Below are 17,245 nucleotides of genomic sequence, written 5' to 3' on the forward strand. Positions count from 1 at the left end.
TGATGAATAGACGTGTTCTTTTTGTCCTGTTTGTCGTTCTGTTAATCGTTCTCACATCGGTTAACATATATGCTGCACGCACAGCATCGAGTGATGATCTACAGGAAAGCTTGCATCAATTAAAGGTGAAAAACGAAAAGGTTATGGAAGAAAAAACCGAATTAGAGATGACGTTACAAAAACAGGAACCTGCTGACATTCAAGCGAGATATGACGCTTTAGTGAAGCAGGTTTCTGTGTTTATAGAGGTTGCTTTTACACAGGATAAAGAGACATACCAAGAAAGGAAAAAAGAAGCACACAAGGTGATGAGTAAAGATTTAGCTGCAACCTTCTTTCCTACAGATACCTATAAAGGAGACAGGAAAACGGAGGCGGATGAAGTAGAAATATTCATCAAAACAGGTAATCTCACAAACAATAAAGCTAGCGTATTAGTTAAGTTTAAACACACGCTCTATTCTTTACAGAGCGATCAAAAACAGGTGTCTCCTGTGTTCCTCAGAATAAATGCTCATAGAGAAGAAGGGCACTGGATAATAACAGATTTTCAAGACGTAGAAGAGGAGGGCTATTCATGAAGAAACAAACGAAACACATCACGGAAGGAACCTCAAAAAAATATCTTATTGGATTAAGCGTCATGGCTATGGCGCTTCTTTTTTTCTTGTTTTCTGGTTTTATATTTGGTGATGAAGAGCAGAGTAAAGTTCAACAAACGCCTGTCAATGAACCTCTGAACTTACAAGGATCAGGCGAACTGACCATAAAAGACTGGGTTTATAATCCAACGAAAAAGTTGATGGTTGTCACCTTAAACCTTAATAAATCAACCACTTTATTAGATGAAAAGTTAAGCTTCACGGCTCAGGAAAAAGAGCATCCAAAACGCGATTTACCAACGCACGTTGAGTATAACGATGAAAGCAGATATGTCATTAGCATCCAACAGGTAAGTCCTTCCTTTGATGTAATGGCCTTAGATTTAAATAAGGAAAATGCCAATACGCTTTTAACGCAAGAGAGTACTCAAAATTCCTTGAAAGGGGGTGAGGAAAAGAAAGAGCTGGCACGTATTTATACAGATCAACGTAGAGTGGAAATGGACAAACAATTAACCATCTTAACGGAGCAGAAATATGAAGTGGCTGCTGTATCTGAACAGATCGAAGAGGCAAAAGAAACAATAAAAGAGAAGAAGGAAAGTATTCAAATGATCGATGAACGAATCAGAGAAATTGAACAGAAAACCGTTGAATTAGAATCAGAGCTTCTTTACGAAACGGAGGAAGAGAAAAAGCAAACGGAGGCTAGAATTCATCACCTAGAAAATGAGAAAGACCAGATCAATCAAGAGGCAGCTGAACATGAACTAACTATTCAAACCATCGTTGAAAAGATTGAGATGTTAGAAGAAAAAAGAGAAATGATTTCGAACTAAAAAGGACGAAGGTTGTTATTAAGGACAACACAGGGGCCGCACATCTCCTGTGCAGGGACCACACATCACGGCGAATACACGAATGAACGTTCCTGTTTTAGCCTCACAGCGACCGCACATCTGGAGATTTTCTTGTTCCCTCGTTTTGCCCGGCTCTGCCGGGATTCACACGCCAAGTGGGAACAAAAACCCCTTATGCTCTTCTCTTTATTCACTAGTTTTAGGACCTTCATCAAAAGGAGTGATGGTAATGGAAGTAAGAATTCGTTATATGGATCTGAAAACCGTTCAACGCATTGACGAACTTGCGGAAGAAAAAGGATTAAGTCGGCAAGAGTTTTTACATGCTCAGTTGCATCAGTTGGCTGTCTTTCAAGAAGAGAACAATCGTGAACAAAGACTCCAGCAATTAGTCGGTCGAAACATTCAAACGATGGCTCATTGTTATACAGCGATTCAAGAAATGAATGATCTCTTGCAGATTGAAGAACCAGGTGAAGAAGCATGAGTGAAACCGTAACGCCTGGAGTGGTTTTAAAAACAAAATTCGTGACCGCAAATAAAAAAGGATTCCAAGATTATGTGCAATACGTGGACCGTGAAGAGGCCAAAGGAAAGGGGGATGCTCATCGGTCCATGTTTAGTTTATATAATCACTATATGGACGATCCAGATAAAACATCTGCTTTGTTTACTCAGCAGTCGGACAATTTATCGGTGGAAGGAAAGCAGGGTATTAAATCTTTGTTTGAACAAGCTCAAAAGAAGAACAGTATCATGTGGCAGGACGTCATTACGTTTGATAATGATTGGCTTCAAAACCGAGGCGTTTATGATTCAAAGACACACACCTTAGATGAAGATGCTTTGAAGCAAGTGACAAGAAAATCCATGCAGGCCATGATGAAAAAAGAGGGACTACAAGAGAGTGCTGTTTGGTCGGCGGCCATTCACTATAACACCGATAACATTCATATTCATGTGGCCACCGTCGAACCAAACCCGACTCGTGAACGTGGTAAGAGGAAGCCGAAAACTCTAAACGCGATGAAAAGTGAAGTGGTTAATGGATTGTTAGATCGAACACAAGAACGAAATCAAATCAACTCGTTGATCCGTGACCATATCGTAAGTTCAAAGAAAGAGAATAGCAGCATGAGATGGAGCAATAGAGAAATGAAACCTTTGTTTCTCGACGTGTATAATCACTTGCCTAAGGATAAGCGACAGTGGCACTATGGCTATCAAACGCTGAATCCTATTCGACCGAAGATTGATGAACTAACGACAAGGTATTTAGATAAGTATCACGCCAAAGATATGAACCAGCTACATGAAAAATTGGATCAAGAAGTCAACGAATTAAAACAAGCCTATGGGGATGGACCTAAGGATAAGAAGCGATATCAGCATTACAAACAAAACAAGTTGGATGACCTCTATAAACGAATGGGCAATGCTTTCTTACAAGAAATGAAACGGTACGATCGTCAGCAGTATCCTAGACAAACTACCAATACAAATGCCCCTTATAATTCCATGCCTTCCGGGATTCAATTGCAACGTTCCTTGAGAAGTATTCAACGTTCGTTGGGGCAAACGTATGACCAGTTTATCAATGACTTGGATCATCAAAAGTTGGAACGAGAAATCGAAAGAGAAAGGTAGGGGGTCATGAATGAGAAAACGTCAAAATGTCACGTTGCATGAAGAGACAATTGCGTTAATTAAAGAGTATCAAGAACAGCACCATATTCGTTATCCAGGTGAAGCTTTGGATCGTATGATTGAGGAATGGGAAGCAAAGAATGCGAAGGAACAATCACAAGAATATCTCATGAGTTTGATGGCTCAACATTTTCAAGACGTGTTTTCTGAAGAGATGAAACGGTTGCGGTTAGCAGCCAATCGAAGCGATAAAAATACACAAGTCCTTCTAGAATTAATGAATGGTTTTGCGATGGATCAGAACTTAGAAAGTTGTGTTACCACGCCAATCTTTGAAAGCCAAGCAATGAAGGATGCGAAACAAGCGGTGGAAGAAAGGATCAGTCATCAGCGTCAGAAGAGAATAAGTGCCGGAGAGACTCAACCAGCATCAAGCTAATGGTATGAATGAGTAATTATCCAACAAAGGAGTGGAAGGAATGCTGATGTTTAATAGTAATTATGAAGTAGGTGTGTTTAAGCGTTTAAGTGAAAATAATGAGCTCGTGATGGACGTGGGCCACCATGAATATACCTTAACGTTAAGTGCTGAGGAAATGGATGATCTTGAGCAACATTTAGTGAATCAAGAGAATCTACTCATTCCTTTTCATAAGAAAACAAAGGAACTGATATTAAATACAGAACCCAATTACGATGAGGAAGAAATGGAAGAACTCATGAACATCAGTGAAGGAGCTGAAGATCATGGCGAAGACTAAACAATTCTATAAACAGAAATCACCGGAAAAGGTCAAAGAAGAGATCAATCGACTGACAGAGGGGATGGAAGAAAGTATTTCTCAGCACTTTCATTCTCCTAAACAAATGAAAGAATATCTAGATTTTATGGGAAAGTTCCACCGATATTCTCCACGCAATACAGCGTTAATCGATTCTCAGTTTCCAGGTGCTGAAGCTGTAGGTTCTTACGCCTTCTGGAAAGAAAAAGGGTTTTCCGTAAACAAAGGAGAGAAAAGTCTAAAGGTTCTCGTGCCCAATCTGTTAGGTAAGCAGTTTCAAAATGAAGAGGGCGAATGGAAACCCTTGAAATATGCAACGAAAACAGAAAAGCAACAAGTCAAAGACGGTCAACTCGACAAACGAGATGGCCGTCTTGTTTATTCTACCGGGAGTGTATTTGATGTTTCCCAGACAACGGCTACTCAAAAGGATCTGCCTCAAATCTTTCCTAACAAATGGATTGATGGAAAGGTTGAAAACTACAGTCAACTTCGTAAAGGGATGGAGGCTATAGCTGATAAAAACAATATTCAAATTGTGGAGCCTTATGAAGAGTTAGGGGCAGCGAAAGGAGTAAGTTACACCGGGAAAGGAGAAGTGGCTCTGAATCCGCGTAACTCTGAGCGTCAAGATACAAAAACTCTGTTACATGAACTGACTCATGCCAAACTTCACACAAAGAAAAACATAAATGACTACTCCAAACCAGAGAAAGAATTTCAGGCGGAAATGACAGCTTATACGGTTTCCTCTTATTTCAATATTGATACCAGTGACTACTCATTAGATTATCTGCATCACTGGACCAAGGATCATGAATTTAAAGATCATGAAAGCTTATTACAAGAGGTTCAGTCAACAGCTAAAGAATTTATTACAACCATTGAAGAATCCATGGGCCAAGAGAAGGAAGGGGAGAAAACTATGAGTGTTAAGCAGCCAAAACATGAAATGGAAGAGGAGAAACAAGAAGTGGAGATGTTACCCTCAGAAAAACTTAGAGATATGTACAGAAGCCAAGTGAGCAAAGCTGAGAAGGATAGCGGGCCGTTTGGTAAGGAAGAAAAGGCTGAAGAGGAATATTCTCATCAAGACTTCAAAGATGCATATAAAAAAGAGCTCATGAACTTTATTGAACCGACCGTCGGAAAAGAATTGGATAAAGAAGAAAACAATGACAGGCAAGAACGTTTAAATCAGATGCGTGCTTTCCAAGATACTCATAGTAAGGAGGAAGTGTACCAGCTTAAGAAGGAATCTCTTCAAGAATTAAAAGAGCTGCCTTTAACGGATCGTGGAGAGCAGCGACTATCTCAAATCGAAAGTAAGTTGGACCGAGAGTTCCATGAAGAGAAAGAAAAAGATAGCACCACTTCAGAAATAAAGAATGGAAAGGAGCGTAATGAGACGTTTCAGCAGAAGGATAAGCAAAAAGAAAAAGTAGAGGTTGAACGATAGGCAGGGAGTTTTCTCCTTGTCTTTTTTATATCTAATTTTAGAGAGGAGGAAGTGCTGCATGGCTAAACATGTAAGCGCGAACCAAGTGGAGGTTGCTCGGAATGTGGATCTGATAGACTATCTTGAGCGTAAAGGAGAACCACTAAAGAAAGAGGGGAGATACTATCGGCACCAAGTGCATGACAGCCTAGTGATTAAAGACCAAATGTATGCCTGGAACTCTAGAGACGAAAAAGGTGCTGGAGTCATTAACTTTGCCAAAATGTTTTATGGGATGAGCTTTCCAGAAGCTGTTCTCGATTTGAATGAGCAAGGTTATAAAGTGAAAGACACTGTTCATGAGCAAAAGCCTAAAGAGCCTTATCAATATCCTTCTCATTATGAAGTGAACGATAGGACAAAAGCTAAAGGTTATCTTACAAAAGAGCGGAAGATTCATCCCACCATAGTCAATTGGCTTGTTAAAAAAGATTTAATCGCACAGGACAAGCTCGGGAATGTGGTGTTTAAGTGGATGCAGCAAGGAGAGATCGTAGGAGCAGACCGCCAAGGAACCTCTCCAATGAAAGACGGGCGAATGTTCAAAGGCATTGATAGGAACAGCCATGGTTCGGCAGGGTTTTCGCTGGATATAGGTAAACCCAATTCCATCCACCTTTTTGAAAGCCCGATTGATGCACTGTCTTATTGGAGTATTAAGAAAGAGAAGCTGCAAAACACTCGGTTAGTTTCCATGTCTGGGCTTAAGCGTCAAACTATGATTGATGAAATTAAACGTATGGGTAAGGAAGGTCATCAGGTGAATCAGATAACTTTCTGTACAGATAATGATAAGGCTGGAAGGGAGTTTGCTTATAAGTACCAATATTTAATGACAAAAGATTTGTCTAATATTATGTTTCCTAAAAAAACAGATTGGAATGATGAGCTAAAAAAAATACAAAGTGGGAAATACGTCTCTTCCTTATCTAAATATCCGGCAAGTCGTGAGAGTGGGTGAGATATTCAATTGAAGGATATTTTCTTGCGTACCCTTTAGTGTATTCCTTATAAAGATAAAGAGCACGTTAAACAAACTTTTTAATTAGAACCAATGTCTAAAACTTTTTGTACAAAATCTAATATAATAGATCTAGTTAAAAAAGTGATATATTAGAATCATATACCAATTATTTACTCGAGGGATATCATTACTGTTATAAAGGGGAGTAAAGATTTTATTATGATTGAAATAAGTGGACAAGACATTAGTGAACTAAGTGATTTGGATTTAAGAGCACTTGTAGGTCTTCTTTGTGAAGCCGATCTTCGTAAAATAGGCTTGCCTACTGCTGGCGTTACTTGGGGAGGGCATCATAATGCTAAAGATGGAGGAATTGATGTAAGAGTGGACTTGGGGACCTCTCTTCACCGAGATGGGTTTATACCAAAAGAAAAAACTGGATTTCAAGTTAAAAAGCCTGATATGAATAGATCATCTATTCTTAATGAAATGCGACCGAAAGGTAGCTTGAGAGAGGTTATTAAAGAATTAGTAGATTATAAAGGAGCTTATATTATCGTTAGCAGTCAGGGTTCAACTTCTGATTCCGCTCTTAAAGATAGGAGGGCAGCGATGGTGGAAGCACTGGGTGAACATAAAAAAACGAATTTTATGGTGGACTTTTATGACCGTGAGAGGATTGCAGGATGGGTTCGAAATTATCCTTCACTTGCCTTATGGATTAGGGATAAAATAGGGCGTCCTATACAGGGGTGGAGATCTTATGATAACTGGTCTAAGTCTCCTGGAGGAGTTGATCATGAGTATATCCTTGATGAGCATGTCCGTTTACATGATAGTAATGTTCAGACTGACTTAAAGGGTATGTCAGCTACAGAAGGAATAAATAAACTTCGTTATGTACTTCATAAACCGGGTTCCTCAGTACGATTGGTTGGCCTTTCGGGGGTTGGAAAAACAAGGCTACTTCAAGCCCTATTCGATGAACGTGTTGGAGAAAATTCACTAGATAAAGCTCAGGTAATCTATACGGATATTAGTGATAGCCCGACTCCTGATCCTAGTAACTTTGCAGAACGTTTAGTTGCTCAAAAAAAACCTGCAATTCTTGCTGTGGATAACTGTCCTCCAAATCTACATCGGCGTCTAACCTCTATATGCTCAACCTCCGGAAGTTTCGTTAGTTTAATTACAGTTGAATATGATGTCCGGGAAGATCAGCCTGAAGAAACTAAAGTTTTTAGGTTAGAACCAGCTTCGCCTAATTTAATTGAAAAGATTGTTTTGACTCGATTCAAGCACATCAGTAAAATATCAGCTCGAAGTATTGCTGAGTTTTCTGGAGGAAACTCAAGGATAGCTATTGCTCTTGGAAATACAGTTAAGCAAGGCGAGAATCTTTCTGATCTTAGAGACGCAGATTTATTTAATAGACTATTTCATCAAAGAAATGAGACAGAAAAATTACTAATAAGAGCAGCGGAGGCCTGTGCACTAGTTTATTCTTTTGATTGCAGGACAGAGCAAGGCTCAAATATAGAGTTACGACTTTTAAGTTCAATTGCAGATGTAAGTATCAGAGATCTTTATGAAAACGTCAGTGAATTAATTCGTCGAGATTTAGTTCAACAGCGAAGTAATTGGAGGGCAGTTTTACCTCATGCTATTGCTAATAAACTTGCACAAAGAGCTTTAGAAAATATACCAATAGACTTTATATGTAATGTGTTTGAAAAAGGTGGATCGGGTAGGCTGTTACAGTCTTTTTCTAAGCGTCTAAGTTATCTTCATAAAAGTAAAGGTGCAATTAGTATTTCAGAGAGGTGGTTAGATGATCAAGGGTTATTAGGGGATGTAAACGACCTAGATGAAACCGGAATAAAGATACTTGAAAATATTGCTCCTGTTAATCCTGAATTAACACTATCAAAAATTGAAAAGGTGCAATATACAGAAGATAAAACCTTTTTCACTCGTAAGAATAGAAATTATATTGACATTACTAGACTCCTTAGGTCACTTGCCTATGATATAGAATTGTTTGTACCATCAGCAAAACTACTTATTCTCTTTGCGTTATCTGAAAGACCTAATGAAAATGTGAATTCTATAAGAGATCTGTTAAAATCCCTTTTCTATATTTATTTGTCTGGTACTCATGCTACGCCAGAGCTAAGACTTAAAATAATAATGTCCTTAATAGAAACGAATGACGAAGAAAAAGTTGAATTAGGTTATTTTTTATTGGATGCCACGTTAGAAAGTACACGCTTTACCTCTTCTTATGACTTTAGTTTCGGCTCTCATCCAAGAAATTATGGCTATTCACCCAAAAATAAAGAAGAGGTCTATCATTGGTTTAGATTATTTATTGATTACACAGTATCTCTAGCAGTTTCTTCCTCTCCCTCTTCAATAAAAGCAAAAGAACTATTAGGAGATAAATTTAGAGGATTGTGGACTGATCTAGGTATGTATGAAGAATTGGAAATGGCAGCAAAAAAAATCCACAGTAATGGTCCATGGAGTGAAGGTTGGTTAGCGGTTAAAAGAACTATTAGTTATGACGGGGAAGATATCGATGAAGAATCTTTAGCACGACTAAAAGACCTAGATAAGATTCTTAAACCATCTTCACTTATTAATAGAGCTAGGCTATATGCTCTTAGCGATTCATTCGACTTAATTAATGCCAGTGAGGTTCAAGAAAGCTCAGGGGACGATTATACGAAAGTGCAGAACATCTCTAGGCAGCTGGGTCGCGAAGTTATAGAAGCTGATATATTAGCTGAGTTGCTACCAGACCTTTTAAGTCAGCATAGCGATACGTTATTTAGCTTTGGGCAAGGAATAGCTGATGGATGTGTTAACCACGAAAAAGTCTGGCGTTTTATCTTGCAAACATTGTCAAAATTAGATGAATCTGCACGTGTATATCAACTTATTGGTGGTTTTTTAAATGGTTTATCTCAAAGTAATACAGGGATTCTAGAGCAATTCTTAGATGAAGCCGTAAAGAGCGATATACTAGGTGAAATTTATCCTTGGTTACAAACTACCGTAGAAATTAACCAAGTTGGTATCGTTCGACTAAAGCGCTCCTTGAGGGCTGGAAAAGCGCCAATTACGCAATTTAATCATATAGGGTATGGAAGAGCTCATGAAACAATTAGTGATACCGATTTTTGCGACTTGTTAAGAATTATATCTTTAAAACAGGGAGGTATAGAAGTAGCTCTTAATATTTTTTATATGAGAATTTATTCTCATTCTCCTGCGTCTATTAGTAATGATATAACTAATTTAGGTCAACAATTGATATTAAATTATCGATTTACCAATAAAGGATTCCAATCAACACAAAGAGACAACCATAGGTTGGCTAAAGTAATTGAAATATGCTTTTCTGTAGAAACAGCAAAAGAAGTCACAGAAGATTTATGTCATAAGCTTATTAAATCTTATGATAAGTATGATATTTATACCACAGATTTTAATAAAGTTTTGAAGGCAATTGCCAAAAGTCAACCTACGGTTTTTCTTCAGTCCTTCTTAGAAACTGATCATCAGCTACAAAGAAGGATTCATAGTGTCTTGATAGAAAACGGTGGCCCCATTCCTAATATAGACGAAGCTGTAATAGTTGACTGGTGTGAAGAAAAGCCTGAAGACAGATACCAGGCTTTAGCGGCATGTATAGTGCCTTATTGTAAGATTGAAGGGTGTATAGTATGGACTTCTCTAGCAGAGAAAATAATAAATAATGCAATTGATCCTGTTCCTATCTTAAATACTTTTAAAACTAATTTACATCCTCGGTCTTGGAGTGGATCTTTAGCGGTTGTAATGGAAGAAAGATTAAATTTGTTTAATGAACTGAAAACTCATCAAGATTCTAAAGTGAGAAACTGGGCGATTTTAGAAGAAAGAGATTTTGAAAAAGCAATTAATTCAATTAGAAAAAATGAATTAAAACAAGAGACTGAACGAAATGAACGATTTGAGTGAAAAAGCTAAATGCTATAGTAGTGAGGTCTGTTTCACAGGTATTCCAATATTTTACTACTTAATAATAAATTAAAACCACCGACTCTACGGTGGTTTTAATTTAAATTCTAAATACTATTTTGAGCTATACCTTCTAATGGATATGAGTGGTCTTCAATAAAGGTCTTCCTTAAAGCATGTCAATTTTGAATATTACATGGACGACATGACGTTGGAGATTCCTTATTTACCCCTCATCGAAGGAGGTAGTCTAAGTATTAAATAAATTGTGCAAGATGCAACCTTAGAGGGCTGTTGGAGACGGTACGATCGCGCAAGATCGACTAATGCAGAACACTATTAATACATCTCCCCGCCAAAATTTAATTAAGGGTTTGTTATTGTGTTACATAAAACTAGTCCATGTCTTATTAAATGAAGTTAACTATTATATAAGTACATGATCACAGTAAATGTTATAATAGAAAAAAATAACAATAATGTGATTTTATAGGGGTGGAGATTTGACATTATCAAAAATGCTATCCGAAGTGAATCCCGAAGTAGCTAAAGAGTGGCACCCTAACAAAAATGGTGATTTAAAACCATCTGATTTTACATATGGATCAAAGAAAAGAGTTTGGTGGAAGTGTGGTAAAGGTCACGAATGGAAAACTAATATTTATGACCGAGTGAAGGGGACAAAGTGTCCTTACTGTACAGGAAATAAAGTATCTAAAGAGAATAGTCTACTTGAAAAAGCACCAGAGATAGCCAAAGAGTGGCATCCTACTGAGAATCAACCGTTAGGACCTGAAGATGTTTCTTTAAAGTCAGGTAAAAAGATATGGTGGAGATGTGAAAACAATCACGAATGGAAAACGGCAGTATCAGAAAGGACTAGAGGCTATGGATGTCCTTATTGTTCTGGAAGGTATGCATCTCCTACTAATAACTTAAAATTTTTATTTCCAGAGGAATCCAAAGAATGGAATTATAAAAGAAACAAAACGTTAAGACCTGAGGAAGTTACTTCTAAATCAGAAAAAAAAGTATGGTGGATTTGTAAAAAAGGTCACGAATGGTACTCGACTGTTAAACAAAGAACTTCTGGCATAGGTTGTCCTTATTGTTTGGAAAAGAAGGCATCAAACAATTACAATCTTTTAATTTCTTGCCCAGAGTTGGCAAAAGAATGGCACCAGCAAAAAAACGCTGGTTTGTTACCAACTGATTTTACACCTAAATCAAGTGAAATAGTTTGGTGGAAGGGTAGTTGTGGACACGAGTGGGACAGTAGAATCAGTAATCGAGTAAGAGGAAATGGTTGCCCATATTGTACTGGGAAAAGGGTTCTGCTTGAAGATTCTATAAAGCATACATTCCCTTCGATTTCTAGTGAATGGAATTATGGTAAAAATGAAGGAGAAAAACCTGAAAATTATTTGCCAGGTTCGATGAAGGTTGTCTGGTGGAAATGTGATAGAGGTCATGAATGGAAAGCTTCTATTAATAATAGAGTGCATAAAAGGTCAAGATGTCCAAGGTGTTATGGAGCTACTTCCTTTAGTGAACAAGCGGTTTACTATTATGTGAAACAGGTCTTTGAGGATGCAGCAAATAGATTTCGCCTGGATGGTGAAGTAGAATTAGATATTTTTATACCTTCTCTTAACTTAGGAATCGAGTATGATGGGCTGTATTATCATAGTAAGACAGAAAACATAAAACGTGATGAAGAAAAAAACAAACGATTAAGAGATAGTGGTATTAAATTAATTCGAATTAGAAATCCAAATGCGCCAGAAATTATTATGTATGATTCTATTGTGATTCCTATAAAAAATGATAGCGACTTTATAAATATTGAAGAAGCTACACGAAAATTATTCAATTTAATTGCTCCGAAACATTCAATCTCAATTGATATAGAAAGAGACTACGGATCAATTGTGAAACAAATGGGCGTTATTCCATTAGAAAAGACAGTTGGTGATATAAGTTTATTAGTGGAACAGTGGCATCCTGAGAAAAATGGTGATTTGGAGCCCTATATGTTATTGAAAGGTTCAAAACAAAAAGTGTGGTGGAAATGTAGTAAAAATCATGAATGGAAAGCTTCCATTAGTGACAGAGTAACAAAAAAATCTAGTTGCCCTTTTTGCGCTAATAGAAAAGTTAATTCTGATAATTCACTGTTTGCATTAAACCCTAACATAGTTAGTGAATGGCATCCCACATTAAACGGAGAGTTGACACCTCATCATGTAGTCCCTGGATCATTAAAAAAAGTGTGGTGGAAGTGCCAAAATAACCATGAATGGCTAAGTACTGTTCACCATAGGGTTAATAGAAATCAAGGTTGTCCATATTGTTCAGGAAGAAAAGTAAATCTTGAGAATAGTTTATACTCCACGCATCCAGACTTAGTGAAAGAGTGGCATCCTCAAAATAATATTATTTCTCCCAAAAAGGTAACGTACGGGAGTACAAAAAAAGTGTGGTGGAAGTGCTCTAAAAATCATGAATGGCAAGCAACAGTTAATAGTAGGACTAGTAATAAAAATGGGTGTCCTTATTGCGCTAATAGAAAAGTTTGTCTAGATAACTGTTTATTAACCACTCACCCTACGTTATCAAATCAATGGAGTTATATTAAAAATGGATCATTGAAACCAACGGACGTAATGTATGGTTCCACAAAGAAAGTATGGTGGGTATGCAGTGATGGACATGAGTGGCAAGCAACTATTAATTCTCGTACCCGAGGGAGTGGCTGCCCTGATTGCCACCGATTAAAAAAGAATAAAAAATGAATTGAATAAAAAAACGGGGTAAATAAAGCCTCGTTTTTTTATTCTAACAAAAGGATAGAAGGGAAGAATATTAAGCGTCATTTTTAGTAATACGGGTTTAAACACCATGACTTAAAGCAAAAAACAATAGATTCAAAAATATTATTTAATAAATGAAAATGACATACTTTTTGACATACTACTGCTCACTTAAGTTCATGACTTAATAAATTTGAAATGAACGTGGGTCTAAGGAAAGTTGTGATTGTCACTTTAATTAGATGCTATTTTCGTTTATTTACTGAGGTGAATACATGGGCGGCATGATGTAATAACGCCCAAAACCCTGTTGTGAAAGGGTTTATTGCCCGTCATTATCACTAATTGACATACTTTTTGTCATTCAAAAATAAAAGCCTCTCATTAGTTCACTGAACTTTTGCGAGGCTTTTTTCATTTGGATAGACCAGAGTGGTGGCATATTGGATGTTAATTTTTATTTTAGTAAAAATTGTGACGGGATCGTGGGGAGCAGCGACTATCGCAAATCGAAAGTAAGTTGGATCGAGAGATCTAGGAAGAGAAAGAAATAGTACTTCATCGGAAATGAAAAATGAAAAGGAGAATAAAGAGGCTTCTCAGCAAAAAGAAAAGCAAAAAGAAAAAGTAGAGGTTGAACGATAGGCAGGGAGTTATCTCCCTGTCTTTTTTTATAGCTAATTTTAGAAAGGAGGAAGTGCATGGCCAAACATGTAAGCGCGGACCAAGTGGAGGTTGCTCATAATGTGGATCTCATAGACTATCTTGAGCGTAAAGGAGAACCATTGAAGAAAGAGGGAAGGTAACAGTGGTTGATGAAAATAAAAAACCACTCAAATAATTCACCCTTCTTCATAGTTTCTCAATATTTTTCCATTAGAATAATAATGTTAGTAAAATAGTGGAGGAGAAGGGGAAATGTGTGGATTTACAGGATTTATTGGAAGTACAAATAACGATTTGGTGGTTATAGAACAAATGACTCAGCTTAGGGAAGTTATAAATTTCCCCATTATATATCAGAACGAGTAATCCATCTTCGTTATAAATCGGCTGGCTTCCATGGTCTAAGTCAATAATACTTAATCGCCGGAAGCGCTTCTTCGTCTAAAAACACTCCTGATGAATCTGGACCTCCATGAATAATACGATATTCTTCATACCCATGGATTAGAACCTCACTATCCGTGTGTGACAGGAAACCCAACTTTTTAGACTTTCCTACAGTTATGCAGGAGCCTGAATTACCAAATGGATGTGAAATAACTTCGATTACATCAATTCTTAACTACGAAGGCATTGATGTAACAAAAGGTAAAATGTCCGATGATTATCTCATTAAAAAACCACTTAGCTACAAGGAAGGCAAGCGGTTTGGGGCTGACCCTGATAAGGCATATGGAGGTAACCCTCGAAGTGAAAATAGTGGATGGTATGTTTTTGAGGATCCGATTGTCGACGCAGCAAATCAGCTAATAGCCTCCACGGATAAAAATTTGACTGCAAAGAAAGTCAGCGGTAGCTCTAAAGAAGAAATATTGAATTACATTGAGACCGGCACTCCTGTTATGGTGTGGACGACGCTAGATCTCTCAACTCCTGTTAAAAGTGGAGGGTGGTATGTGTATGGGACAGAAGAATTCCATTCATCTTATACTAATTTACACGCTATGGTATTAACTGGATGGGAGAATGGTAAGATACATGTAATGAATCCACTTAAGGGTAAAGTGGTCTATGATGAAGAGAAACTATTTAAAAGTTACAAAGAAATGGGTAGTAGAGCCGTAATTATACAAAAGTCGTGAATGTATTTAGCAAACATATGTCAGAAAAAAAGATAATGATTTTAAAGGAGTACAAGAATGGAACTTCATGAAGTAGGGTCCATCCTGAATATTGAGACAAGAGACAGTGTAATGGAACACTCCAAAACGATTATAAGGGGAATATCCTATAAATCACAAGATGTCCAGGAAGGATATCTATTTGTTGCAATCAAAGGATATCAACAGGACGGACATCTTTATATTCAACAAGCGATTGATAATGGAGCTTGTGCGATCATCGGGGAAGAAAAGTGGCCGAATTTATCTGTTCCCTATTTTCAAGTGGAGAATAGTCGTAAAGCTTTAGGGTTGATTAGTGACCATTATTATGACTTTCCTACAGATGGCAAGATACTAATAGGCGTCACAGGTACAAACGGTAAAACCACCACCAGTTCTCTTATAACACATATTTTAGAAAATAATGGATCTTCTTGTGCTTTTTTCGGTAGCACAAAAAACATTATTAATGGAAAGGTTTATCCAACAATCAATACCACACCTAACTTACTAGAAATAAATAGACTATTAGCCGGAAGTAAAGATGATGTGGTGGTCATGGAAGTATCCTCCCACGCTTTAACACAGCATAGAATTGAAGGGCTTTTGTTCGATTATGCTTTATTCACCAACCTTTCTCACGATCATTTAGATTATCATGGTTCTATGGAAGCCTATTTCCAAGCTAAAAGAAAGCTGTTTGAGATGTTGAAAGGAGAAGGAAAAGCTATCGTTAACACGGATGATTATTGGGGCCGGAAATTGGCAAGTCAGCTTGTGGGTCATGGTGTACCCACGATAACCATAGGTGAATATGGGAAAAGGGATGTGAAACTGGAAAGCTATACTTCTAACCCAAGGAGTTTACTTTTGAAAGAAAATAACGAAATAATTTCCATAAAACCTTTGCTGTACGGACTTCACAACATGTATAACATCGCGATAGCTTATGGGACAGCGAAACAAATAGGAGTTGAGAAAGAAGGTATTGTCCAATCGATTGAACGTTTTGAAGGTGTAGAGGGCAGATTTAATGTTAAACATCTTAATAATGGAGCTACCCTGATCATTGATTATGCTCATACTCCCGATGCTCTTTTTCACTGCTTGAATACAGTGAGAGAGCAGGTTTCGAACAAGGTTATTCATGTATTTGGATTTAGAGGGGACAGAGACCCTACCAAAAGAAGGGAGATGATATCGATCTCGTCTGAGATGAGTGACTGTTATATCCTTACCTTCGATGATCTTAACTCTGCTTCCCAGATAGAGATGAAGAATACTTTAATTGGACTTCAAGAAAAGTATGGGAACGAAAAGGGAAAGGTGATAACAGATCGTACATTAGCAATTGAAAGTGCCATAAATATGGCTGAAACAGGAGACTGGATTCTCATTACAGGTAAAGGGTATGAAAAGTACCAACAACGTTATTATTATCCTGTTCAAGATGATGAAGAGGCTGCGTTGTATTTTTTAAATGAAAAAGAAGAATAACAAAATTAAAGTGTTAGCGACTTCTTAACTGAACTATATTTATTGATTATATAAGATGTTTAACATAACTTTTGACATGCTCTTACTGTAATATCTTCCATGCTATTAGATAAACTCTACAAATGAAAATGAATGGATATTTAAATCCCGCTGTAACTCTTAATATCCTCTTACGAGTCATGAAACTTGTGAGAGGATATTAAGAGTGCTTTGTTGAATGTAATAAAGCTCCTTATGATAAGGAGTTTGCCGCCTTCTGTTATGTTTTTTTATAAAAGGGTTGATTATTTTAGTAGCGGATTTAGATAAGATTCACGTATTTTCCAATTTGAAATAAAATAATGCAGAGGTGATCATGGTGTGTTTGGACAACGGTGCAATTGAACAACAGGCAAAAGGCTGCTTTATAGAAATTCAGAAAAATTCAATCTATAAACCGATTAAGTTAATTTTGGCTGACGGAACGTCTATATTAGTCCAGAATAATACTGAATTCAAATTTTTAAATTCCACTGTTTTAATTGATAAAATAATCTTATCAGACGATGATGGGAAACTTTACTCTATAAAATCAAATCTGAATGGATTACGCTTTGAAAAGGGCGAAATAAATTATTATGAATATTTATGGTATTGTAAAAGAGAAATCGGAATCCTAATAACCATACTGCTTATGTCATTCGGTGTTTTTATTTCATTAGGGTGGCTTTTATTGAAATATTTAGTTTAAATAACACACAATTTT

The 17,245-nt window shown here is 37.1% G+C and carries 14 protein-coding genes; 13 read left to right on the forward strand and 1 reads right to left on the reverse strand.

The features are described from left to right. Positions 1-2 precede the first annotated feature (2 nt). The 10 genes from ACJA3J_RS02590 (at position 3) to ACJA3J_RS02635 (ending at position 13,156) form a co-directional block, all read left to right on the forward strand. Positions 3-581, forward strand: coding sequence for a hypothetical protein (locus ACJA3J_RS02590; RefSeq protein WP_153464172.1), 579 nt, complete (start codon positions 3-5; stop codon positions 579-581). After that, positions 578-1,441, forward strand: coding sequence for a hypothetical protein (locus ACJA3J_RS02595; protein WP_153464174.1), 864 nt, complete (start codon positions 578-580; stop codon positions 1,439-1,441). Before ACJA3J_RS02590 ends, ACJA3J_RS02595 begins: the two co-directional genes overlap by 4 nt. 250 nt (positions 1,442-1,691) lie before the next feature. Next, positions 1,692-1,949 (forward strand): hypothetical protein, encoded by a 258-nt coding sequence (locus ACJA3J_RS02600; RefSeq protein WP_406945427.1) that lies wholly within the window; start codon positions 1,692-1,694, stop codon positions 1,947-1,949. Next, on the forward strand, positions 1,946-3,109 hold the full coding sequence (gene mobP2, locus ACJA3J_RS02605; RefSeq protein WP_406945428.1) for a MobP2 family relaxase: 1,164 nt from the start codon (positions 1,946-1,948) through the stop codon (positions 3,107-3,109). The genes ACJA3J_RS02600 and mobP2 overlap by 4 nt, the downstream gene beginning before the upstream one ends. Before the next feature lie 10 nt (positions 3,110-3,119). Continuing rightward, complete coding sequence (locus tag ACJA3J_RS02610) at positions 3,120-3,548, forward strand: hypothetical protein (protein WP_406945429.1); 429 nt, start codon at positions 3,120-3,122, stop codon at positions 3,546-3,548. A 40-nt stretch (positions 3,549-3,588) separates the two neighbouring features. Beyond that, a complete protein-coding gene (locus ACJA3J_RS02615) occupies positions 3,589-3,870 on the forward strand; it encodes a hypothetical protein (RefSeq protein ID WP_406945430.1) in 282 nt (93 codons plus the stop codon). Beyond that, positions 3,857-5,350, forward strand: a complete 1,494-nt coding sequence (locus ACJA3J_RS02620; RefSeq protein WP_406945431.1) for an ImmA/IrrE family metallo-endopeptidase — start codon at positions 3,857-3,859, stop codon at positions 5,348-5,350. Before ACJA3J_RS02615 ends, ACJA3J_RS02620 begins: the two co-directional genes overlap by 14 nt. A gap of 58 nt (positions 5,351-5,408) precedes the next feature. Further along, a complete protein-coding gene (locus ACJA3J_RS02625) occupies positions 5,409-6,350 on the forward strand; it encodes a toprim domain-containing protein (protein ID WP_406945432.1) in 942 nt (313 codons plus the stop codon). Positions 6,351-6,572: 222 nt separating this feature from the next. Next, positions 6,573-10,361, forward strand: coding sequence for a hypothetical protein (locus ACJA3J_RS02630; protein WP_406945433.1), 3,789 nt, complete (start codon positions 6,573-6,575; stop codon positions 10,359-10,361). A gap of 503 nt (positions 10,362-10,864) precedes the next feature. After that, positions 10,865-13,156 carry a zinc-ribbon domain-containing protein gene (locus ACJA3J_RS02635; protein ID WP_406945434.1) on the forward strand — a complete coding sequence of 764 codons (2,292 nt, stop codon included), beginning with the start codon at positions 10,865-10,867 and terminating at the stop codon, positions 13,154-13,156. Between the two features lie 894 nt (positions 13,157-14,050). On the opposite strand, the gene ACJA3J_RS02640 is transcribed toward ACJA3J_RS02635, so the two are convergent. Next, positions 14,051-14,254: a hypothetical protein gene (locus ACJA3J_RS02640; protein ID WP_406946254.1), complete on the reverse strand. Its 204-nt coding sequence runs from the start codon at positions 14,252-14,254 to the stop codon at positions 14,051-14,053. 107 nt (positions 14,255-14,361) lie between these two features. Here ACJA3J_RS02640 and ACJA3J_RS02645 point away from each other — a divergent pair, with 107 nt between their 5' ends. The 3 genes from ACJA3J_RS02645 (at position 14,362) to ACJA3J_RS02655 (ending at position 17,230) form a co-directional block, all read left to right on the forward strand. After that, positions 14,362-14,982 carry a C39 family peptidase gene (locus tag ACJA3J_RS02645; RefSeq protein WP_406945435.1) on the forward strand — a complete coding sequence of 207 codons (621 nt, stop codon included), beginning with the start codon at positions 14,362-14,364 and terminating at the stop codon, positions 14,980-14,982. Positions 14,983-15,039: 57 nt separating this feature from the next. Continuing rightward, the gene (locus ACJA3J_RS02650; protein ID WP_406945437.1) at positions 15,040-16,500 is read left to right on the forward strand and encodes a UDP-N-acetylmuramoyl-L-alanyl-D-glutamate--2,6-diaminopimelate ligase; all 1,461 of its coding nucleotides are present in this window, start codon (positions 15,040-15,042) and stop codon (positions 16,498-16,500) included. Positions 16,501-16,864: 364 nt separating this feature from the next. Further along, positions 16,865-17,230, forward strand: a complete 366-nt coding sequence (locus tag ACJA3J_RS02655) for a hypothetical protein (protein ID WP_406945439.1) — start codon at positions 16,865-16,867, stop codon at positions 17,228-17,230. Positions 17,231-17,245 lie beyond the last annotated feature (15 nt).

Origin of the sequence: Halobacillus sp. SY10, assembly GCF_045401165.1 — a bacterium.
GTDB classification, from domain to species: domain Bacteria; phylum Bacillota; class Bacilli; order Bacillales; family Halobacillaceae; genus Halobacillus; species Halobacillus aidingensis.